This is a genomic window from Collinsella sp. An307 (assembly GCF_002161805.1).
GTDB lineage: Bacteria > Actinomycetota > Coriobacteriia > Coriobacteriales > Coriobacteriaceae > Coprousia.
On sequence record NZ_NFIP01000001.1, the window covers coordinates 407,291 to 429,498 of the forward strand.

General features: G+C 59.9%; 22 protein-coding genes. All 22 read left to right on the forward strand.

Annotation, left to right across the window (positions count from 1 at the left end):
* Positions 1 to 4: 4 nt before the first annotated feature.
* The gene (gene truB / locus B5F89_RS01805) at positions 5 to 943 is read left to right on the forward strand and encodes a tRNA pseudouridine(55) synthase TruB (RefSeq protein WP_087430131.1); all 939 of its coding nucleotides are present in this window, start codon (positions 5 to 7) and stop codon (positions 941 to 943) included.
* Positions 940 to 1,947: a riboflavin biosynthesis protein RibF gene (gene ribF / locus B5F89_RS01810; RefSeq protein ID WP_087430074.1), complete on the forward strand. Its 1,008-nt coding sequence runs from the start codon at positions 940 to 942 to the stop codon at positions 1,945 to 1,947. Before truB ends, ribF begins: the two co-directional genes overlap by 4 nt.
* The gene (gene dnaG, locus B5F89_RS01815) at positions 1,944 to 3,968 is read left to right on the forward strand and encodes a DNA primase (RefSeq protein ID WP_087430075.1); all 2,025 of its coding nucleotides are present in this window, start codon (positions 1,944 to 1,946) and stop codon (positions 3,966 to 3,968) included. Before ribF ends, dnaG begins: the two co-directional genes overlap by 4 nt.
* Positions 3,969 to 4,032: 64 nt before the next feature.
* Positions 4,033 to 5,370, forward strand: a complete 1,338-nt coding sequence (gene rpoD / locus B5F89_RS01820) for an RNA polymerase sigma factor RpoD (protein ID WP_087430076.1) — start codon at positions 4,033 to 4,035, stop codon at positions 5,368 to 5,370.
* An 82-nt stretch (positions 5,371 to 5,452) separates the two neighbouring features.
* Positions 5,453 to 5,890: a hypothetical protein gene (locus tag B5F89_RS01825; protein ID WP_087430077.1), complete on the forward strand. Its 438-nt coding sequence runs from the start codon at positions 5,453 to 5,455 to the stop codon at positions 5,888 to 5,890.
* A gap of 55 nt (positions 5,891 to 5,945) precedes the next feature.
* Positions 5,946 to 7,193 carry an HD domain-containing protein gene (locus tag B5F89_RS01830; RefSeq protein WP_087430078.1) on the forward strand — a complete coding sequence of 416 codons (1,248 nt, stop codon included), beginning with the start codon at positions 5,946 to 5,948 and terminating at the stop codon, positions 7,191 to 7,193.
* Positions 7,194 to 7,201: 8 nt separating this feature from the next.
* Positions 7,202 to 8,566 carry a replication-associated recombination protein A gene (locus B5F89_RS01835; RefSeq protein WP_087430079.1) on the forward strand — a complete coding sequence of 455 codons (1,365 nt, stop codon included), beginning with the start codon at positions 7,202 to 7,204 and terminating at the stop codon, positions 8,564 to 8,566.
* 132 nt (positions 8,567 to 8,698) lie between these two features.
* Positions 8,699 to 9,244, forward strand: coding sequence for a hypothetical protein (locus B5F89_RS01840; RefSeq protein WP_087430132.1), 546 nt, complete (start codon positions 8,699 to 8,701; stop codon positions 9,242 to 9,244).
* Positions 9,237 to 9,611: an ATP-binding protein gene (locus tag B5F89_RS01845; protein WP_087430080.1), complete on the forward strand. Its 375-nt coding sequence runs from the start codon at positions 9,237 to 9,239 to the stop codon at positions 9,609 to 9,611. Before B5F89_RS01840 ends, B5F89_RS01845 begins: the two co-directional genes overlap by 8 nt.
* 1 nt (position 9,612) lies before the next feature.
* On the forward strand, positions 9,613 to 10,404 hold the full coding sequence (locus B5F89_RS01850) for a SigB/SigF/SigG family RNA polymerase sigma factor (protein WP_087430081.1): 792 nt from the start codon (positions 9,613 to 9,615) through the stop codon (positions 10,402 to 10,404).
* Between the two features lie 14 nt (positions 10,405 to 10,418).
* Positions 10,419 to 11,810 carry an AI-2E family transporter gene (locus B5F89_RS01855; RefSeq protein ID WP_239286629.1) on the forward strand — a complete coding sequence of 464 codons (1,392 nt, stop codon included), beginning with the start codon at positions 10,419 to 10,421 and terminating at the stop codon, positions 11,808 to 11,810.
* Between the two features lie 66 nt (positions 11,811 to 11,876).
* Positions 11,877 to 14,537, forward strand: a complete 2,661-nt coding sequence (gene alaS, locus B5F89_RS01860; protein WP_239286630.1) for an alanine--tRNA ligase — start codon at positions 11,877 to 11,879, stop codon at positions 14,535 to 14,537.
* Positions 14,538 to 14,599: 62 nt separating this feature from the next.
* A complete protein-coding gene (ruvX, locus tag B5F89_RS01865) occupies positions 14,600 to 15,016 on the forward strand; it encodes a Holliday junction resolvase RuvX (protein ID WP_087430082.1) in 417 nt (138 codons plus the stop codon).
* Positions 15,017 to 15,169: 153 nt separating this feature from the next.
* On the forward strand, positions 15,170 to 16,405 hold the full coding sequence (mltG, locus tag B5F89_RS01870) for an endolytic transglycosylase MltG (RefSeq protein WP_239286631.1): 1,236 nt from the start codon (positions 15,170 to 15,172) through the stop codon (positions 16,403 to 16,405).
* Position 16,406: 1 nt separating this feature from the next.
* On the forward strand, positions 16,407 to 16,904 hold the full coding sequence (locus B5F89_RS01875; protein WP_087430084.1) for a YqeG family HAD IIIA-type phosphatase: 498 nt from the start codon (positions 16,407 to 16,409) through the stop codon (positions 16,902 to 16,904).
* A 3-nt stretch (positions 16,905 to 16,907) separates the two neighbouring features.
* Positions 16,908 to 17,477: a shikimate kinase gene (locus B5F89_RS01880; protein ID WP_087430085.1), complete on the forward strand. Its 570-nt coding sequence runs from the start codon at positions 16,908 to 16,910 to the stop codon at positions 17,475 to 17,477.
* Positions 17,474 to 18,580 carry a hypothetical protein gene (locus B5F89_RS01885; RefSeq protein WP_087430086.1) on the forward strand — a complete coding sequence of 369 codons (1,107 nt, stop codon included), beginning with the start codon at positions 17,474 to 17,476 and terminating at the stop codon, positions 18,578 to 18,580. The genes B5F89_RS01880 and B5F89_RS01885 overlap by 4 nt, the downstream gene beginning before the upstream one ends.
* A gap of 37 nt (positions 18,581 to 18,617) precedes the next feature.
* Complete coding sequence (locus B5F89_RS01890) at positions 18,618 to 19,748, forward strand: Xaa-Pro peptidase family protein (protein ID WP_087430087.1); 1,131 nt, start codon at positions 18,618 to 18,620, stop codon at positions 19,746 to 19,748.
* Positions 19,749 to 19,788: 40 nt separating this feature from the next.
* The gene (locus B5F89_RS01895; protein ID WP_239286637.1) at positions 19,789 to 20,532 is read left to right on the forward strand and encodes a YARHG domain-containing protein; all 744 of its coding nucleotides are present in this window, start codon (positions 19,789 to 19,791) and stop codon (positions 20,530 to 20,532) included.
* Positions 20,533 to 20,706: 174 nt separating this feature from the next.
* Positions 20,707 to 21,270 (forward strand): elongation factor P, encoded by a 564-nt coding sequence (gene efp, locus B5F89_RS01900; protein ID WP_087430088.1) that lies wholly within the window; start codon positions 20,707 to 20,709, stop codon positions 21,268 to 21,270.
* A gap of 40 nt (positions 21,271 to 21,310) precedes the next feature.
* On the forward strand, positions 21,311 to 21,673 hold the full coding sequence (locus B5F89_RS01905) for an Asp23/Gls24 family envelope stress response protein (protein WP_087430089.1): 363 nt from the start codon (positions 21,311 to 21,313) through the stop codon (positions 21,671 to 21,673).
* 3 nt (positions 21,674 to 21,676) lie between these two features.
* The gene (gene nusB / locus B5F89_RS01910) at positions 21,677 to 22,207 is read left to right on the forward strand and encodes a transcription antitermination factor NusB (protein ID WP_087430090.1); all 531 of its coding nucleotides are present in this window, start codon (positions 21,677 to 21,679) and stop codon (positions 22,205 to 22,207) included.
* Position 22,208 lies beyond the last annotated feature (1 nt).

Here is a 22,208-nt window from a genome sequence, read left to right on the forward strand (position 1 = left end):
GATCATGGCAAAACGTTCTCAAAGCAGGATTAACCTCCTGCTGGGTATTGACAAGCCTTCGGGCATGACCTCTCACGACGTCGTCGCGCGCGTTCGTCGCGCTCTCGGCGAGCGTCGTGTGGGTCACGCCGGCACGCTCGACCCCATGGCCACCGGTGTCATGGTGGTTGGCGTTGGGCAGGCGACGAGGCTTCTTGGCCTCATTACGCTTGACACGAAATCCTATATTGCAGAGATTACCTTCGGCGCCGAGACGGATACCGACGATGTCGAGGGCAGGGTCGTGAGGGAGGCTTCCGCCCGACCCGAGCTGTTTAATCCAGAGTTTGCGGCCAAGGCTGTTTCTGACGTTATCGGTGTACAAGAGCAGGTTCCCCCCGCGTATTCTGCTATCTCAGTTAACGGCGTTCGCTCCTATAAGCGTGCGCGTTCCGGTGAAGATGTCGAGCTTCCCGCCCGCACGATTGAGGTCATCGATGCGCTGTTGCTTGGTGTTGAAAAGCGAGAGGGAAACGCCGTTTGGACCGTTGCTTTCACGGTAAGCAAGGGGACCTACATTCGGGCCCTCGCACGTGATCTGGGTCGAACACTCGACAACGCCGCGCATTTGAGCGCGTTGCGGCGCACTGCTTCAGGCAACATCGGTATCTCCTCATGCCTTGCGCTCGACGAGGTGAACGAGGCCTCTGCGCAAGCTTCGGCGCTCGATCCCGTGGCGGTACTCGGCGCGCTCGTCTGCCCGGTGGGTGAGGACGTTCTAGGCGATATCGCAAACGGCAGACGTCTTCCGACGGCTTCCGTTCTCACCTGTGGCGATATATCTTCTGGTCGTTTGCTCGGTCTTACGCATCGTAATGCCCTTGTGGCACTTGCGCGGCGCTCGGACGACCTCGTCGTTCCCGAGATGGTGTTTCCGCAGCCGATCGGGGGCGTCCACCTATGATGCCCTCGAAAGATGAGCTCCGGCGCGATTTCTTGTGTACGGCAAACGAACGACCGATCTTTACGCTCGAGGAGGCCCGCGCACAGGGTCCGCTCGGTCCTGCATCGATTGCCATTGGCGCGTTCGATGGCGTTCACGCGGGCCATCGCGAGCTCATCGACCGTACCGTCTCAGAGGCTCGTTCCTGCGGACGCGCCGCCTATGCGGTGACCTTCGATCCCGATCCCGATCAGGTGGTATCTCATCATCCAGTGGATCACCTCCTTCCCATGAAAGACCGCCTGCGCCTGCTCTCGGCATCAGGCGCGGACGGCGTCATCGTTGTGCCCTTCACGCGTGAGCTTGCGGCGCTCAACCATGTCTCCTTTTTTGAAGACGTGCTTTTTGGTGCTTGCACGGTTGAGGCGATCCATGTAGGGAGTGATTTTCGCCTCGGCGCGGGCGGTGCATCTGATGTCTCCGTCATCCGCGCCTGGGGTGTAGAGCGCGGCATCAACGTTTTCGGCCATGATCTTGTGACCGATGCCGGCTCTCCCATTTCCGCCACGCGCATCAGGCGTTATCTTGCTCAGGGCGATGTACGCTCGGCAGCTCAGGAGCTCGGTCGTCGCTATGCGGTGTCCGGTACCGTCTGCGCGGGCAGACACGAGGGAACGGGCTTTGGCTTCCCCACCGCAAACATAGAGGTGTCTCACGGTATCCAGTTGCCGCTTGACGGCGTGTATGCGGGCCTAGCCGCGGTCGACGGCACCGCGTGGCCGGCGGCCATCAACGTCGGTCTGCCGCCGACGTTTTCCGACCACCCCGAATCTGCCCGGCTCGAGGCAAACCTCATCGGTTTTACCGGCGAGCTCTACGGCCGCGATTGCGCCCTCGCCTTCGATCGGCGCATCCGACCGTCTATGCGCTTCGATTCAACCGAGGAACTCATCTCGACCGTTTTGGGTAATATCGAAGACATCCGTGCGACGTTTGGAGAGGGCGGGGTGAGGTTTGACCGATGATTTCGGATGAAGATCGCGAGCGCGTCCGCGCGGCGACCGATCTGGTCGCTTTGGTTCAGGAGACCGTCCCTCTGCAGCCCCGCAACAAGGAGTTCTGGGGCTGCTGCCCCTTCCATGGTGAGAAGACCCCCTCGTTTCACATCATCCCTGCCACCCAGGTGTGGCACTGCTTTGGTTGCGGTGAGGGCGGTGACTGCTTCACCTACATCATGAAGCGGGAGAACCTGTCCTTTCCCGAGTCCATCCGCTACCTTGCCGACCGTGCGGGTATCGAGATTCACGATGATTTCGAGGGCAAGAAGCGCGGCTCCAAACGCTCACGGATCATCGAGGTCTGCGAGGCCTCCTCTGAGTTCTTCCACACCATGCTCATGCGCGGACGCGACAATCGCCCGCGTGCCTATTTTGCCTCGCGCGGTATGGGCGGTGCGGTGTGCAAACGATATCGCCTCGGTTTCGCGCCGGGCAGGGGGTCTCTTGTCCAGCATCTGTCGGGCCTCGGTTTCACCGCGCAAGAGATGATCGATGCGAACGTCGCTGTGCGGCGTGACCGCGGTAACCTCTCTGACCGGTTCTACGACCGCGTCATGTTTCCCATTTTCGATGAGCTCGGGCGCTGCATCGCCTTCGGTGGGCGCATCATGGGAGACGGCCAGCCTAAGTATTTAAACACTGCCGAGACAAGCCTCTTCCATAAGAAGAAGAACCTTTATGGCTTCAACTGGGCAAAGGACGAGATCGTTGCGCGCGCCGAGGCGATTGTGGTTGAGGGCTATACCGATGCCATCGCCTGCTACGAGGCGGGTATCAAAAACGTCGTCGCTACTCTCGGTACCGCCTTAACGGAGCACCATGTAAAGACGCTCACGCGCTTTGCCAAGAAGATCATCTATCTCTTCGACGGTGACGCCGCCGGCCAGAAAGCCGCCGAGCGCGCAATTCAATTCATCGAGAACGATGCCGTCGACCTACGCTGCGTTGTGTTGCCCGAGGGCAACGACCCCATGGAGTTCATCACTGCGCACGGGGGCGACGCCCTCTGCGAGCGGTTGGATTCCTCTGAGCCTCTGATGGATTTTGTGTTCCGCAAGCTCGGCGAGCGAAGCGACGTCACAACACCGGGTGGCCGTACGCGCGCGCTCGAGGACGCGCTGCGCCTCATCTTCCCTCTGCGTAAGAGCTATATGATCGATGCCTACTACCAGCAGGTAGCGGACCGTGTGGGTCTTGATGCCGAGAGCGTGCGCTCAAACGCGCCGCGGATCTTCCGGGAGGTCGAGCGCGAAGAGGCTGAGCGAGCTCGTCGAAGTGCCGAGAGGGAGCGTTATCAGTCGCAGCAGGGGAGGGGAAATACCGCTTCGGTTGCTCCCCAGGTGACTCCGCAGGCGGCGCCCGCTGCAACCTACGATGAGGTGCCCCTTGACGCCTACGACAGCCCTGCTCAACCTGCGCCTCCTGCTGAGATGCACGCTTCACCCGTGGTCTTGACCGAGCTCGAGCGCCGCGCGCTTACCAGTGAGCGCGAGCTTCTCACGCTTCTCACCGCGCATCCGGATGCCTTCCGTGCCTATGCGGAGCGCATCGTCGATATCGACTGGGTGGATCCGCGGCATGAGGCCATCGCCTGGGCAGTCCTTGCGACCCCTGAGGGCACCACGCCCGCAGCTGCCATGGATGCGGCTAGAGCGGTCTGCGAGGAGGCATCTTCGCTTGTTTCCGCCGGCAGGATCGGTGCCACAAGCGCGCACCCCACCGATGTCAACATCAAATTTCTGCTTGACACACTTGAGCTATTCACCGTCCGCCGTCGCCTTAAAGCCGCTCAAGGTAAGCTCAGGCAAGAGTCCGGTCTCACGAGTGAGGAGCGTCGTGAGCTCACGATCAGCGCCTCGCAAGGAGCCGCCCGCATGCGAGCGCTCGAGGCCGAGCTTGAGGGTGTGGCCGACCCCTTTGCGCAGACGGTGTCACAGCTCGCATCGGGGGAGTCCCCAGAGATGCCGGCGCGTGAAGACCCGGCGTAAAGGTTTTCGAATTGGAACCGCTTGGGTATAGAAAGCTGTGATAAAGTATTGAACCCTATGAACCATGAAGGGAGACTCTGTGGCAAAAGCGAATGAGAACACGGTAAACGATCTCGATTCGTACGTCGACAAGCTGCTCGAACGCGCTTCGACGACCGGCTCAGTCACCGAGGATGAGATTCAGATCGTTCTCAAGGACGTCGACGTCTCCGATACAGAACTCACCGGCATCTACAGCACGCTGCGCGACCGCGGCGTCGATATCGTCTCTCAGGGCGATGATGATGCCGAGGCACCTCTCGATAGCGATGACACCGTTCTGGGTGACGACCTTGATGATGAGTTCGAGGACGAGGACATCCGCGCCGCCAAGAACGCGGATGCTGAGATGGCATCCACCAAGCCTAAGCGCAAATCCCGCGTCCGCACGTCGCGCTCCCGCTCGCGCGTGCGCGGTATCGATGCGTCGACGGTCATGCTCACCGGCGACCCGGTGCGCATGTACCTGAAGGAGATCGGTAAGGTCGATCTTCTGACCGCTTCCGACGAGGTCGATCTCGCTATGAAGATTGAGGCCGGTCTTGAGGCAACTGATAAGCTCGAGGCTGCGGAGCGTGGCGAGCTCGAGCTCACCCGTGCCGAGAAGCGCCGCCTTATGCGCATCGAGCAGGTTGGTCTCGATGCCAAACAGGCCCTCATCTCGGCAAACCTCCGCTTGGTCGTTTCCATCGCCAAGCGCTACGTGGGTCGCGGAATGCTCTTCCTCGACCTTATCCAAGAGGGCAACCTCGGCCTTATCCGCGCGGTCGAGAAGTTCGACTACGAGAAGGGCTTCAAGTTCTCCACGTACGCTACCTGGTGGATTCGTCAGGCCATCACGCGCGCCATCGCCGATCAGGCACGCACCATCCGCATCCCCGTGCACATGGTGGAGACCATCAACAAGCTCATTCGCGTGCAGCGCCAGCTTCTGCAAGATCTTGGCCGCGACCCGACTCCCGAGGAGATCGGCGCCGAGATGGATATGTCTGCCGATCGCGTGCGCGAGATCCAGAAGATCAGCCAGGAGCCCGTTTCCCTCGAGACGCCCATCGGCGAGGAGGAGGATTCGCAGCTCGGCGACTTCATCGAGGACTCCCATGCCGTCGTTCCGCCCGATGCTGCGACGTTCTCCATGCTTCAGGAGCAGCTCGGTCAGGTGCTTGATACGCTTGCCGATCGCGAGCGCAAGGTTATCGAGCTTCGCTTTGGTCTTGTTGATGGGCACCCGCGCACACTCGAGGAGGTTGGTCGCGAGTTTGGCGTGACGCGCGAGCGCATTCGCCAGATTGAGTCCAAGACGCTGGCGAAGCTTCGTCATCCGTCCCGCTCCACGCGCCTGCGTGATTACGTCGAGAACTAAGCGCGTCTTTCACATACTTTTGGCGTTTGAGACATCGCCCGCAGCAATCGTTGCGGGCGATGTTTTGGTATTTAGGAGGAGCATGTATTCCTACGCGAGCTATGTTGCAACGCTTGCAGTGCTTTTACTTTCGGGTGCGATCGACCTAGGTACGCGTCGGTTCCCTCATGTGCTGTTCTGTACGCTTCTTCTTACGTCATCGATATCCGCCGTCTTGTTAGGTGGGATTGAGTTATTGGCTTACAACGCGTGCGTTTCTCTGCTCTTGACCTCGGTAGTTCTGGTATTCGAACTTCTATGGCGGCGTTTTACCGGAAGGTCCGGGCAGGGCATGGGGGATATCAAAGCGCTGTTTGCTGTGGGGATGATTAACCCTGTGGTGGCGGGATTTTGCTATGCCTGCGCCATGGCCGCTCTTGCCGTTGCCGGGGTCGCATTGAAGAAAGAGGCACTCCCGCTACTTCCGTTTTTCGCCGCGGCCTATGCGCTTGTTTCGATGGCTATCCTATTCGGTAAGTGAATCTGTCCGCGTGATATGCGAAGATGATGCAAAGAGGATTGAAGGGGAGGTTTCCATGGCTTCCTGTGAGAGTACTACAGATTTGGTGCGGGCTCGCATGGACCGCATCCAAGGTTCGCTGTCCGATGAGCTTATCAATCGCATGACCGAAGACCGGGCGCGTGGATGGGTGAACCCCTACCGTGCCGATGACCGTGATGTGATTCGTCGTGAGCAGCGTTTAGGCGACGAAGCGAGCATCTGGCGCCCCGCCTACGTTCGGGATGTAGAGAAAATCATCCACACACCCGCCTATAACCGGTATGCCGGCAAGACCCAGGTTTTCAGCTTCCGCAGCAACGACGACCTCTCGCGTCGCGGCCTCCATGTCCAGCTCGTCGCCCGTATCGCACGAGACATCGGATTCGCCCTCGGCCTCAACTGCGACCTCATTGAGGCAATCGGTCTTGGGCATGACCTTGGCCACACGCCCTTCGGGCACGCGGGCGAACGTTGTCTGAACGATGTCTACCATGCGCGTACCGGACGCTGGTTCTTCCATAACGTGCATTCGGTTCGAGTTCTCGACACCCTGTACGGACGCAACTTATCGCTTCAGACGCTCGACGGTGCGCTCACGCATAACGGTGAGTACGAGCAGCAGGTTTTCGAGCTCTCCGGGCTTTCCGGGTTCGACGAGTTCGACATAGTGCGTGAGCGCTGCTATACCGAGGGCGATCTTGCTGTCGGCCATCTTAGACCCATGACGCTCGAGGGCTGTGTGGTGCGTATCTCGGATATTATCGCTTATGTTGGGCGCGATCGTCAGGATGCCATTGCTGCGGGTCTTCTTCACGAGGATGCTTTTGAGGATGGCCTTGGAGGCGGTTACAACTCGTGGATTCTGACACACGCCTCTGCCGACATCATCGAGCATAGTTACGGCAAGAACCGTATCGAGATGAGCGAGGACCTCTTTGCGGAGATCCGTCGTGCCAAGGCGGAGAACTATGCCAAGATCTACCGTTCAAGCGGAATAGAAGGGGAGCGCGCCGAGGAGCTCGCCCGCGCCTTCGAGCTCGTGTACGAACGCTCCCTTTCCGACCTAGCGAAAGAGGATGAGTCGAGCTACATATTCCGTCACCATATCGCACGCATCGAGCAGGCGCTGTCCTATTACGGTAGGCATTACGACTGGAAGCATGACCCAGATCAAACGGTCGTGGACTATATCGCGAGTATGACCGACGGGTACTTTACCGAGCTCGCTACGTGTTACTTCCCCGAGATTCGCTTCCCCCAGCGGACCTATATCAACGAATAGGACGATGTATGGAAACGCTTTTCAGCCAAGGCGAGACCGAGCGGACCCTTAAGAACGCTCCGCTTGCGGTGCGCATGAGGCCAAAGACGCTTGACGACTATGTCGGTCAGGCAAAGGCGGTGGGACCGGGGTCGTGGCTGCGTTCCGCCATCGAGCACGACGTGCTCTCAAGCGTGATTCTCTACGGACCGGCGGGTACGGGCAAGACTACCCTCGCGCATATCATCGCGGCGCATACGCGTAGCGAGTTTGTCGAGGTGTCTGCCGTCACTGGTACGGTGAAGGACTTGCGCCACGAGATTGATGAGGCAAAGCGTCGCCTCATGGCATACGACCGACGGACCATCCTCTTTATCGATGAGATCCACCGCTTCAACCGCTCGCAGCAGGACGCTCTTCTGCATGCGGTCGAGAACCGTACCGTCATCATGATTGGCGCTACGACGGAAAACCCGTATTTCGAGGTCAACTCGGCTCTGTTGTCGCGAGCTCGCGTCGTTGAGCTCGAACATCTGAGTAACGACGATATCGCTTCTTTGATACGGCGCGCGCTTACGGCGCCGCAAGGTCTCGCTGGTGCCTACAGCGCTTCAGATGAGGCTGTCGATGCGATATGCATGCTCGCGGCAGGCGATGCTCGCTCCGCGCTCACAACGCTTGAGCTTGCTAGCGAGATGGCGCTCGTCCGTTCGGATTCCGATGATAACGCTGGCCGAGAGGCCGGGGACACAACGCCGATAGAGATAATGCTTGATGATGTCCGTATGGCGAACCCGCGTCGCGGCCTTTCCTACGACAAAGCGGGCGATATGCACTACGACATCATCTCCGCCTTCATCAAGTCCATGCGCGGCAGTGATCCCGACGCCGCGGTGTATTGGCTTGCACGCATGATCGATGCGGGGGAGGATCCCAAGTTCATCGCCCGACGCATCCTCATCGCCGCGTCTGAGGATATCGGCAATGCCGACCCGCAGGCCATCTTGGTTGCCGAGGCGGCGTTCAAAGCGGCAGAGGTCATCGGCTACCCGGAATGTCGAATAAACCTTGCCCAGGCGGCCATCTATAACGCTCTTGCACCTAAGTCTAACGCCTGTGAAGCGGCGATTGACGCCGCACTTGCCGACGTGCACACAAGCGGGCAGCGAGAGGTCCCCAATCATCTTCGCGATCGGCACCGTCCGGGTTCCGATGAATACGGCCCTTACCTGTATCCGCACGATTACCCTGAAGGCTGGGTTGAGCAGCGTTATCTGCCCGAGGGCCTTGAGCGTGGCGCCTTTTGGAAGCCAGCCGGTCGCGGCTGGGAGGAATGGCGCGTGGAACAGAGCGCTCGCGATCGTTCGGGACGAGCCCCAGAAACTTCTGCGTAGTCTTTCGATAGCGTCGCTTGTCCGTTTGGTCTGATTGCGCGGCGTGACGACGCGGTTTTCAAATAAAGGGTAGTATTAGAGTTTGTACGTACCGCGCGGCTGTAAGGTCGCCCCGAGATGCTGGGAGGCATCATGGACCCCCTCCAAATCGTTCTCATCGTCGTCTGCGTTGCGGCTGTTTGGGCGCTTATTGAGATAGCGCTCCTCGCCCGTAAGGGACGCGCGTCCGTCCAGACGCTCGATTCTGCTGTGAGCGAGATCAACGAGACGCTGGCAGAGGCCAAGCCCGTCATCGCTAAGCTCGATGACACGCTCGAGGAGCTTCAGCCTGCCGTTCAGCGCGTTGAGCCGCTTCTTGCAAGCGCTAACGTGGCGGTCGACGCCCTTTCCGCTAACCTCGTTGAGGTTGAGGCCGTCGTGCGCGACGTCTCCTCGTTTACCGGTACCGCCGTTAACGCCAAGCATGCTGCCCGTGGCGTGGCGAATTCTGCGACCGGCGCTGTGCAGCGTTTCTTGAACAAGCGCAAGGGTGAGGAGGGCGATACGGACCGCGTCCTTACCGAGGGCGCTGCCGAGCCGGCCGTCCAGCCCGAGGAGGAAAAGCCCGTCGAGCGCCAGTACTTCACCTACGGTGAAGACGAGTCCTCTGCGCCCGCTGGGGAGGCAGCTCATGAGTAACGCCAATACCGTTAAGCTCGAGGTTGCATCTTCACCGGAGCTCGCTCGCCTCGTCCGTATGACTGCCGCGAACGTCGCCGCGCTCTCCGGCATGTCGGTCGACCGCATCGAGGATATGCGCATGGTCGCCGAGGAGGCTTTTATCTTTGCCTCATCCATCGACCCGGACGGCGTCCTCTCCATCGCCTTTGACGTGGATGCTGATGGTGTCTCTATGGTGTTTACGACCGGAGTCGACTCGATCCCCACGCTTGAAGAGGGGGATCCCGCAGCTTACGCTGACCTCATCTTGGGTGCGGTCTGCGATTCCTATCAAAAGCTCGCCTCGCCTGTGAGGCTTTCACTTGAAGTCAGGACGGATGCCTGATATGCCCCAGAGATCTTCTTCAGGAAAGACCGCTTGGGATAAGGAGAAAACGCACGAGCTCTTCCGCCGCTATAAGGAAGAGGGCGACCGTGACGCTCGCGAGAAGCTCGTCATGTCCCATCTCAATCTGGTCAGATTCCTTGCCAATAAATTCAAGAACCGAGGCGAGCCCATCGACGACCTTATGCAGGTCGGGTACTTGGGTCTCCTCAAGGCCATCGATGGTTTCGATCCCTCGCGCGGTCTTGAGTTCACCACCTACGCCACGCCGACAATCCTCGGTGAGATCAAACGACATTTTCGCGACAAGGGTTGGTCCGTACGCGTGCCGAGGCGCCTGCAGGAGCTCTCTGCCAAGGTTAACCAGGCTACCGACGTCCTGACCGTCCAGCTTCAGCGCTCGCCTAAGATCGAAGAGGTCGCCGAGTACCTCGACGCTTCGGTGGACGAGGTGCTCGAGGCCATGGAGTCTTCTTCTGCGTACAGCTCAGTTCCCCTTGAGGGAACCGGTTCCTCGGAGAGTGACGACGCCCCGTCGATCATCGACCGCTATGCCTCTGACGATGCCGATCTTGAGCTCACCGACGATAGGATCATGATCGAGGATGCGCTCGATGACCTGTCGCCCCGTGAGCGCGAGGTCATCGAGCTCAGGTTCAAAGAAGGGCTCACGCAGATTGAGATGGCCGAGCGACTCGGTATCTCGCAGGTCCAGGTGTCGCGCCTTCTGCGTCGCACGCTTAAGAAGATTCAGGACAAGATCGATCCGTCGGGAAGCCTGGTGCGGTCATGATGGAGCAGGGTCCTATGCGCCGTGAGCGCAGCATCAACCTCGGCCGTCATGACTTTGCCTTTGGAATCGGGCTCCGCGTTTGGATTGTGGTCGGTGCCATCATCATCGGCACCGCCGCTTTGAACGTTCTTGACGTGCTCGCGCCGGTTATCGAGTTCTTCGCCGTCGGTTCGCTCGTCGCCTTTGTTGCCGCTCCTATCGTAAACGGCCTGGAGGCGCGCGGCGTCTCGCGCAGCGCCGGCGGACTCGTGGGTCTCGCCGTGGTGATCGCGGTCATCGTACTCATCTTGATGATCGTTGCCCCGCTTATCTTCTCGCAGCTGCTCGAGCTCTTCTCCCGTGTGCCGCAGCAGCTTCGCGACCTTGGAGATTGGCTGGGCACGCTTGCCGGTGATTTCAAGTTTCTTGCCGAGTATTCCTGGGCGTCCCAGCTGGGCACCGTCTTCGACACGGTTGCCGACAACGCTGCCCGTTATGCCGCGACGGTTGCCGGAGACTTGGGCCGCGGCGTGATCCCGTTCATCTCATCCGTCGGGTCTCAGCTCTTCATCGTCTTTCTTGGGCTCGTTCTTGCCTATTGGCTCGTTTGCGATTACCCGCGTATTCATCGCGAGATTGGCACCATCGTGGGCGAGGGTCACGAGATGAGCTACCGCTTCATGGTGGCCATCCTCTCTCGTTCGGTCGGCGGGTACATGCGCGGCACCATCATCACCTCGGCGATCGATGGCGCCCTCTCCTTCGTCGGTTTTCTTTTGATTGGGCATCCGTATGCCCTGCTTATGGGTGTGCTCACGGCTCTCTTCCACCTCATCCCGGTGGTCGGCCCTGTGATTTCCTCGGCCTTCGCCACGCTCGTCGCCTTGTTCTACAGCCCGGCGCTTGCTATCTGGACGCTCATTATCTGCATGGTCGCGCAGAACATTACCGACAACGTGCTGTCTCCGCGCATCATGCAGTCTGCGGTTTCGGTCCATCCTGCTATGAGCCTCGTTGCCATCGTTGTGGGGTCTGCCCTCATGGGCCCGCTCGGCATGGTCGTCGCCATTCCGCTTTGCGCCGCTCTCAAGGGCTTGTTCATCTTCTATTTCGAGAAGCAGACCAAGCGACAGATCGTCTCTTGGGACGGTGCCGTGTTCCAGGGCCAGCCGTTTCATGATGAGGCGGGCGATCCGGTTCCCGCCTATGACGCGCTTGGCAACGACTCCTTCGTGAGCGATTCGCAACTTATCTCCGATGAGGCGGCACCTTCTGCCGAGGCCGAGCCTAAACCCCCAGAGCTCGAGAATCCCTGGGCAAACCTTATGGCGCTCAACAACCTCCAGGCGCGGGGTACCAGCGTGTTTCGCAACCCCTTCGCCTCCGAGAATGACGACTCCGCGGGAGATGGGACAAAGACGTCCTAGCGGACCTCGGTTTTCGTTATAATTCATTCGTTTGACAGCATTATCGTTACCAGGAAGAGGCTTTCCATGGCTGCAGCCGATTTTCCCACGATGACCACGGCAGAGATTCGCTCCGCATTCCTCAAGTTCTTCGAGGACCGCGGATGCAAGCTCTTCCCGAGCTCGTCGCTCATCCCCGATGACCCCTCGCTCCTTCTTGCGAACGCTGGTATGAATCAGTTCAAGGCGTATTACCAGGGCAGTAAGACCATGCGCGAGATCGGCGCCACGTCCTGCCAGAAGTGCGTCCGCACCAACGACATCGACATCATCGGCTCCGACGGTCGCCACGCCTCGTTCTTCGAGATGCTCGGCAACTTCTCGTTTGGCGGCGTCTCCAAGGAGCAGGCCTGCGCCTGGGCCCTCGAGCTCTCCACCGAGGTCTTCCATCTTCCCATCGAGCGTCTGTACTTCACCGTCTTTACCGACGATGACGAGACGTTTGAGATCTGGCGCAAGCTCGGGGTGGAGGAGAGCCACATCTCGCGCCTCGGCGAGGATGACAATTTCTGGGCTGCCGGCCCTACCGGCCCCTGCGGTCCCTGCTCCGAGATTTACTACGATCAGGGTGAGGATGTGGGCTGCGGTCGTCCTGACTGCGCGCCCGGCTGCGATTGCGATCGCTTTCTCGAGTACTGGAACCTCGTGTTCACCCAGTTCGACCGCCAGGAGGACGGCTCCATGCCGGAGCTGCCGCACCGCAACCTCGATACCGGCATGGGTCTCGAGCGCATGAGCGCCATCATGCAGCACAAGAGCTCTTTCTACGACAGCGACATCATGCAGGGGCTCATTCGTCTGGGTGAGGAGATTTCGGGCGTCACGTATGTGGGTGACGATTACACCGGTCCGAGCCGTAGCCTCCGCATCATCGCCGACCACGCGCGTTCCGTCGACTTCATGATCTCCGATGGCATCCTGCCCGGCAACGAGGGGCGCGGCTATGTGCTCCGCCGCCTGCTGCGCCGCGCCGTGTTCCACGGTCGCCTCATTGGCATCGAGGGCGCTTTCCTCACGCGATTCATCGATCGCGTGAACGAGCTCATGGGCGATGCGTACCCCGAGCTTGTCAAGAACGCAGCGCTCGTCAAGGGCATCGTTTCGGCTGAGGAGGAGCGCTTCTCCAACACGCTCGGCAACGGCCGTGTTTACCTGGACGAGGCTCTCGCTAAGCTCGGCGACGGCGAGACGCTCGACGGTGCGTCCGCCTTTATGCTCCACGACACCTTTGGTTTCCCCATTGACCTTACGGTCGAGATTGCCGAGGGCACGGGACATGCGGTCGACATAGACGGTTTCAACCGCGAGATGGAGGCCCAGCGAGAGCGTGCACGTGCCAACGTTAAGGGCGATGCGTGGGGCTCGTTCAACAACATCTGGTCCGAGCTTGCCGATACCCTTCCTGCAACTGAGTTCTGCGGCTACGACGCTGACGACCTTGAGGGTGCGCGCGTGCTCGCGATTGTGCGCGATGGTGAGCGCGTCAACGCGGCGCACGCCGGTGTGGACGTCGAGATCGTTCTCGACCGCACTTCCTTCTACGCAGAGATGGGCGGTCAGGTGGGCGATACCGGTTCGCTTCACGCCGACGGTGTTGAGGTTTCGATCTCTGACACCAAGGGCAAGGGCGGTCTCTACGCTCATGTCGCCCACGTTGAGACGGGCGAGCTTCACGAGGGTGATGTCGTTACCACGTGCGTCGACCATCACCGCCGTGAGCTGCTGCGTCGCAACCACACTGCGACCCACCTGCTCGACGCTGCCCTTAAAGAGGTGCTCGGCGACCACGTGAACCAGGCCGGTTCGCTCGTGACTCCCGACCACCTGCGCTTTGATTTTACGCATTTCGACGCTCTCTCCGCCGAGCAGCTCCATGCCGTCGAGGACCTTGTCAACCGTGAGATCTTTGCCGCCAAACCCGTGGTGACGATCGAGATGGGCATCGACGAGGCCAAGGCCGCCGGTGCCGTTGCCCTCTTTGGTGAGAAGTACGGCGAGCGCGTGCGCGTCGTCTCGGTGGGCGAGGAGGAGCAGCCCTTCTCCCGCGAGCTCTGCGGCGGCACGCATGCGCGCAACACCGCCGAGATCGGTCTGTTCCGCATCACTACCGAGTCGTCGACGGGCTCCAACGTGCGTCGCATCGAGGCTGTGGCAAGCGAGGGCGCTATTGCCTATCTCGATGAGCGCGCTCGCATCCTTGCGGATACCGCGCTTGAGCTCAAGTGTCGCGTCGACGAGGTTCCCGCACGTCTCTCCTCCCTTCAGGATACGCTGCGCGCCACCGAGCAGAAGCTCAAGGCGGCGCTTACCGGCGGTTCCTCTGATGCGATCTCGCAGGCAATCGACAGCGCTGCGGATATGGGCGCTTACAAGCTCGTCATCGCTGAGCTCAAGGGGCTCGAGGCGGCAGATCTCCGCAACGTCTGGGATACCATCCGCCAGAAGGTCACGGGTCCTGTCGCGTGCGTGCTTGCTACGGTGACGAGCAAGGGTCAGCCTGCGCTTCTTGCCGGCGCAACCGATGAGGCCGTTTCCGCTGGCTTCAAGGCGGGCGACGTCATCAAGAAGATCGCACCGCTTGTTGGTGGCGGTGGCGGTGGCAGGCCCACGATGGCGCAGGCCGGCGGCAAGAACCCCGCGGGTATTGCCGACGCACTTGCCGCGGCGCGTGCCGAGCTTGGCGCGTAACAGGGTGTAACGGGGCGGTCCGGTGGGCCGCCCTCTTCTTCTCGAAAGGTTCAGGTGCGATTATGGTCGCCATGGCGCTCGATATTGGCGAGAAGCGTGTAGGGATCGCGGTCTCGGACTCCTCGGGTCGCATCGCCTCGCCGGTCAAAGTGCTGCCCGCCTCGGAGGTTCTTTCCTTCGCCCGGACCTTCAGGCTTCTTATCGAGGACTATGAGCCCGAGGTCTTGGTTTGCGGAAGGCCCATGACTCTGGCGGGGGAGAGGGGCCCGCAAGCCGAGCGTATTGAGGTGCAGGCTCTCGCTATCGGTCGCGCGGCTCGGCTTCCCGTCGAGTTTGTAGACGAGCGACTCTCTTCATCGGAAGCCAAACGTATCTTGCGTGAGCAGGGTTTAAACGAGAAGGCCATGCGCGGCAAGGTCGACATGGTCGCGGCGAGCCTCTTTTTGCAGACCTGGCTCGATGCCCGCTCTGCAAAGTGAGGCTGTTTGGATTAGCTCGCTTCGTATCTCACAGTTCTTGACCTTTGTTGAAACCCTCAAGGTTCGATGAAAGGTTTAAGGTTATTCCGGATATACGCTACACTGGTCGTTGGAAAAACGTGTACGTATCCGATACGACCAAAAGGGGAGACCGTGCCCATCGACAATCAGAACACCCCTCGCCACGCCCGGCCTGCGGCAAGCCGCCCTCAGGGCACGCGCTTCCGTAACAGCCAGAATACTGCGCCTAGCTCTAACTATCGTTCCTCATCGTATTCCCGTACGGGCGGGAGCCATTCCTCCTCGCGCGTTCAGCCTGCCTATGCGTGTCGTTCCGCCGCGCCTAAGAAGACCTCGCCCGTCCCGGTGATCATTGCCGTTGTTGTTGCAATCGCTATCGTCGCGGCCTTCCTCCTCTTCGCTCTCCCCGCCATCACCAACCTGTTTATGGGCGGGTCTGACGAGCCTCAGGTCGAGGCCGGCATTGAGGTTCAGGTCAACATTCCCGAGGGCGCCTCTGGCGATCAGATTGCAAGCATCCTCTCGGAGGCCGGTGTCATCCCCGACCCCAAGACGTATTACGCTGAGGTGAAGGCTCAAAACGCTGACACCTCTCTCAAGCCTGGCGATTATCTCTTCACCACGCTTGAGGACCCTGCGGACGTCGTCGCCCAGCTGGTCGCGGGCCCCAATGTCGAGGGTACTTCTGTGACTATCGCCGAGGGCCTGACGACTGCGCAAACCGCCGCACGCGTCGAGGAAGCCTACGGTATCTCTTCTGACGACTTCCTCGCTCAGGCGAAGGCGTCCAACTACGTTGCGGATTACCCGTTCCTCGAGGGCGTGGCTGACGATTCGCTCGAGGGCTACCTCTATCCTAAGACCTATTCGTTCACCTCGACGCCTACGGCCGATCAGGTTATCCGCGCTATGCTCGATCAGTTCGAGCTTGAGGTCGCTTCCCTTGACTTCGACTCCGCTCGTGCGACCATCCAGGAGCGCTACGGGGTGGAGATGAGCGATTACGACTTCATCAACCTTGCCTCTATCGTCGAGCGCGAGGGTCTTACCGCCGAGCAGCGCGGCAAGGTAGCCTCTACGTTCTACAACCGTTTCGAGGCGGGTATGCCGCTTCAGAGCGACGCAACGATGATGTATGTCACCGGTGGTGCCGTAACGGCGGACGACCTTGACCAGGAGAGCTCGTACAACTCCTATAAGAACCAAGGGCTCCCGCCGACGCCCATCTGCTCGCCCTCGCTCGAGTCCATTGAGGCGACGCTTAATCCGCCTGAGACGGATTACCTCTACTTCTTCATCACGACCGAAGACGAATGGTTCTCGGAGACCTATGACGGGCACCTTGCCGCCATCGAGGAGAACCGCTGATATGTCCCTGTTCGCACCCGATCGTTACGTCGCGCGCGTTGAGCTCATCGACCTCGATGATCTCTGGGGTTCTGGCAAGCGTGCCATTCTGCTCGACCGCGACAACACGCTGGTTCCTCGCGACCGCCACGATGCACCGGAGTCGGTGGCCGCTTGGCTCGATGCCGCTCGTAAGCGCGGATTTTCGCTCTACATGGTCTCCAACAACTGGCATAAGGACCAGGTAGAGCGTTCCGCACGTGAGCTCGGCCTTAAGGCCATCTGCTTTGCCTGCAAGCCGCTTCCCTTTGCGCTCGACCGTGCACTCAAGCACCTTGGAGTTGCGCGTGATGAGGCCGTCATGGTCGGCGACCAGCTCTACACCGATGTGTGGGCGGGTAACTTTGCCGGTATCGACAGCATCCTCGTGAAGCCGCAGACGACGGTCGACCTCTGGTACACGCATATTTTCCGCATCTTTGAGCGGCGTGCGCTGAAGAACGTTCCCTGCGAGGAGTAGGGGATGTGCGCGGAGGTCGAGCGAGCACCTGAGGGACGCGAGGGCTCGTTCGTCAAACATGGTTGCGACCATATCTTCTTTATCGGCTTCTTGGGAGCCGGCAAGTCCACCTTGGCCCGTAACCTGGGTGATATGTTCCATCGCCCCTTTGTCGACACCGACCGACTCGTTGAACGCCGCTGCGGCAGGTCTATCGCGCGAATCTTTCGCGAGGAGGGCGAGGCATCGTTTCGCAAGCGTGAGACTGCGGCGCTGAGAAGTCTCAAGAGCGAGCAGAGTCTGCTTGTGTCCTGTGGTGGCGGTATCGTCGAGACACCGGAGAACATCGATCTCATGCATGCCATGGGTACGGTGGTCTATCTTGAGGGTGACTTTTCCGACTCCTTGCGGCAGATTCGTTCGGTCGCCGCTCGTCCCGATTTTAAGTCGCGCGCCCATGCGGCGAGGCTCTTCGACTATCGCCGTCCACTATATGTGGGGGCTGCCGACCTGACGCTCGACATTCGGGGCAAAACGTTCGAAGATGTTTCGTACTTGTGTGCTGAGATGCTTTTGGAGCGTGGTCTTATATGACGGTAAAACGTCTCGTGTTGAACTTTGGTAGCCGGTGCGTTGACTTTCGTATCGGCCCTGACGCGCTGGGTGAGTTCAGTCGTATCTCGCGCGGCGTTGTCGGTCGTCCCGTCCGCGCTTTTGTGGTCGAAGACCCCGCGCTTCCCCAAGAGGTTTCCACGCGCATTGCGCACGAGCTCATCGATGCCGGCTTCAAGATCGAACGCTGGCAAGCCCCTGAAGCCGCATCGATCACGTTTGAGGTCATCAGCGAGGTGCTGGCGCTGCTCGGTTCAGCTCAGATCACTGCAGACGATGTTATCGTGGCGGCGGGTGGTGTACGCGTGACGTCGCTTGGTGCGTATGTTGCACGCCTTTGGTGCGGGTCCACCCCCTGCGTGCTTGTTCCCACTGACCTTGAGGGCATGGTTTGCGCCGCTACCGCATCCGAGCCGATCGATGTGGCGGGCACCGACGGACACGTGCTGCTCCGCCCGGAGCCGTCCATGGTGTTCTGCGACGTCTCGCTGCTCAGCGGTGATCCCGAGCCCGCCGGCAACGTCTTGCTTCTGGGTGCGGCGCTCGCCGACAGCAAGCGCTCCTGGGACCGCCTCAAAGATCATGCGGCAAAGATTGGGGAGGGAGACCCCGTTGCTATCGTTGATGCCGTCTGCAATGCGCAGACCTGCCGCCGTAGCGTCGTTGCATCTGCAAATCCGTCTGCTCGCCACGCCCTCTCCTTTGGTGTGACTACCGCCCGCGCACTTCGAGCGTGTCTTGCGCGCAGAGATGCCCCCGCACCCTGGTGGCAGCTTCTCGCCGAGGGCATGCGCTTTGAGGCGCGCCTCGCGACCGAGGCGGGCAAGTTTTCCGTCGAGGAAGTCTTTGCGCTCGATGACGCGCTCGAGGACCTCGGTGTTGAAGAGCTTGCTTTCGATATCGATGTTGAAGAATTCCTCAAGGCTCTGGAGGAGGAGAATGCGCGCTGGTCCAACCGACTGTTCTTCGCGCTCCCCAAGGGCTTTGGCTCCATTCGCCTTGTCAACGTGGACGACGAGGTGCTTCGTCGTCACGCCGAGGCGTACCTCGCATCCCGCGCCGAGCTGTTAGATGACGCTGAATAGTAACTTGTAACCGAGACGGTAATCTGGAGGAGATCATATGACTGAAATTATGAACGGGCCTGCTGGTCGCGTTGCTCGCGTGCGCACTCTTATGGAGGAGCGCGGCTACGATGCCGTGATCATTCGCGACGAGGCAAACCTCCGCTGGCTCACGGGCGCCGAGGGCGTTTTTGACTTTACCGGCGAGCTCCCGCACTGCGCCTTCATCTCTCGTGCGAGCGCTTATCTGCATACTGACTCTCGTTATTTCAACAGCTTTGAGGAGCATATGCCCGAGGGTCATGAGTGGAAGCTCGATATGGATGGTTTCGACATTCCCAAATGGGTTGCCGACCACGCGTGCCTTGAGCACTGTCGCGTCATTGCGGTCGAGGACACCATGGAGCTTGCCTTTTATAACGGGCTCACGCGTGCGATCGAGGACGCGTCCCTTTGCTGCGGTATAGCTCTAATGCACGGTGACCTTCGTCAGATGCGCGCCATCAAGGATGCCGAGGAGATTGAGCTCATGCGTCGTGCGCAGGCTATTACCGATGCTGCGTTTGCCCATATGCTCGAGTTCATCAAGCCCGGTCTTACCGAGAAGGAGATCAAGCTTGAGCTTGAGAACTACATGTACGCCCAGGGCGCTGATGGGCTCGCGTTCGGCACCATCGTCGCCTCCGGTCCCAACACCGCCAATCCGCACGCCATCCCTTCGGACCGCGTGGTCGAGAAGGGCGACTTCGTTCTCATGGATTACGGCGCGCGCCTTGGTGACTACGATTCCGATATGACACGCACCGTCGTTCTGGGCGAGCCGACCGAGGAGCAGCGCAAGATCTACGATCTCGTCCAGCGTACGCACGAGGAGTGCGTCCGTGCTATCCACGGTGGCGTCGATGGTAAGGACATTCACGAGCTCTCGGTCAAAATCATCTCTGACGCCGGCTACGGCGACTATTACGGTCATGGGCTTGGCCACGGCGTCGGTATCGATATCCATGAGCTGCCCAATTTCGGTCGTCGCAGCAACGTGGTAGAGGCAGGCGCCGTCATCACCGTCGAGCCGGGCGTTTACCTTCCCGGTGTGGGCGGCGTGCGTCTTGAGGACTATGGCGTGGTCACCGATGACGGCTTTGAGCCCTTTACCACGAGCCCGCATGACCTTCAGATTATCGACTGCTAACGCGTCTTCAGTGTAAAGGGAGGGTATGACCGTGTTCTGCATGAAATGCGGTGCCGAGCTGGACGAGGGCGCGAAGTTCTGCAACGTCTGCGGTGCGCGTGTCAATCGTGCTTCTGACTCAAGGTATCGAGATTCCAATGGTTTGAGCGGTGACACGGCGCCCAATATGGCGCCTCTACCCCTCTCGATGCCGCAGGACTACATTCGCTACGATGGCTCCCATGCGCGAACGGGGGCCGGCAAGGTCGTCGCAATCGTCTGCGGTGTCGCGCTTGTTGCCGTGCTTGCCGCCGGAGGTACCTGGTTCGCACTCAACTCTGCCTCTTCGGGCTCCTTAGATTCTGCGCCAACAGACGGAGTTTCCACGGTGCCTGGTGGTGTAGGTGAGGTCTCCGTAGATGAGGAGGGAGAGGACAAACCCTCGGCAATACGTGAAGCTGGACGACAAGACGGCCTCGATGAACGTGAAGATGTCGCGACCGATGACGAAGCTTCCTCGCCGGGTCCCGGTGCGGAGGGCTTTATTCTTCCCGATTCCGATACGCATCTCTATAGCACCTCTGAGCTTGAGGGTCTTTCTAATTGGGAGCTCTCTATCGCTCGCAACGAGATCTACGCCCGCCATGGTCGAACGTTTCAAAACGAGGATCTTCAGGGCTACTTTGAGGCGCAGGATTGGTATACGCCGCTTTACGATCCTGAGGAGTTCGACGACGAGGTGGAGCTCTCGTCTACCGAGATTGCTAACGCCGAGACCATTCGCGCCCTCGAAAATGCCGAATAGCTTGGCTCGACGCGCTTGCCTATCTCCTCTTTTGTGCTAGTGAGATTGGACTTCGCCCGTAATCTTTCGCTTGTGTAATCGCTTGTCGAGGCAGCGAGGATTCCTGCGAGGTTGTATACTACGTCTGTATGCAACGTTGGCGCCCCCGGGCGCTCTGATATGGAAAGGCGTTTCATGGCATCCATCACCACCGCTGATTTCAAGAACGGCATCGGCCTGCGCATTAAGGACAAGGTTTGCACTATTGTCGAGTTCCAGCACGTCAAGCCTGGTAAGGGCGGCGCGTTCGTGCGCTACAAGACCAAGGACCTCAAGACGGGCCGCGTGGTCGAGCAGACCTGCAACGCCGGTACCAAGTTTGAGAGCGTCACCCTCACCACCACTGAGATGCAGTATCTCTACAACGATGGTGACCACTACTACTTTATGAACATGGAGACCTACGACCAGGTGCCCGTTCCCGTTGACTTCATCGGTGACAATGCCAAGTGGCTGAAGGAGAATGACATCTGCCAGCTCCTCTACGCCGATGACGAGCTTATGGGCGTGAACCCGCCGATGTTCATCGAGGTCGAGATCACCCAGACCGACCCCGGCTTCAAGGGCGATACCGTTCAGGGTTCCACTAAGCCGGCCACCATTGAGACCGGTGCCGTCATCCAGGTTCCTATGTATCTCAACCAGGGTGAGATCATCAAGGTCGACACGCGTGACGGTAAGTTTGTCAGCCGCGTCTAGTACGTCTCAGACCGTCCCTACCCAAAGATTGGGGGAGTCCATGTCTCACGAGATTATCGTTTCCGGCATCGGCATCGCGCCCGAGGTGCTTGCCACCATTGTTTCTCGCGCTGTCGAGGAAGTCGAGGGTATCGCTTCGGTGGGGGATAAGAACCTTGCCAGCAACCTCGTCTCCATGTTCTCTACGCGCAGCGTCTCCACGGCGCCTGCGGTCGAGGCCACGGTTACGGCCGACGACGAGCTCGCCCTTACGGTTCATCTCGTCGTCTTCTTTGGCTACCCCTTCAAGAAGCTTGCCGAGGTGGTTCGTGAGGCGGTCGTGCACGCTATCGACGCTCAGGTGGGCGTTGGTGTGGCGCGTGTGGACGTCTGCATCGACGGCCTTGTCTTCCCCAAGGAGTAACGCGTGAGCTTAAAAGTCGATCGCGGGCGCACACGCGCCCGCAGCCAGGCTGTCCAGCTGCTCTTTCAGGCTGAAGCGAAAGACGTGCCCCTTGAGGAGGTCCTTGAGGGCGATTATCTTCTGTCCAAGGGTCCTCTTGAGGACTATGCGCGCACACTCGCCGAGGGCTGCTATCGCTACCTGGACACCATTGACGAGGTCCTCGATCAGGCCCTTAAGAACTGGAGCATGCCGCGCCTCCCGCGGACCGACCGCAACCTTATGCGCATCGCCATCTACGAGATGCGCTATGCCGATGAGCGCATTGAGGACGCGGTCGTGATCAACGAGGCGGTCGAGATCGCCAAGGCCTATGGAACCGATGAGTCGGCTAAGTTCGTGAACGGCGTTCTGGGCCGCATCTCTCGTACGGACGAGAGCGAGCTGCCCAGCCGTAACGCTGCCGATGCGGACGATTCTGCCTTGTCCGGCGGAGACGACGAGACTGCCGTTGCTTCCGATGTGGCTGCCGATACCGTTGAGGCGGAGGCGTAGG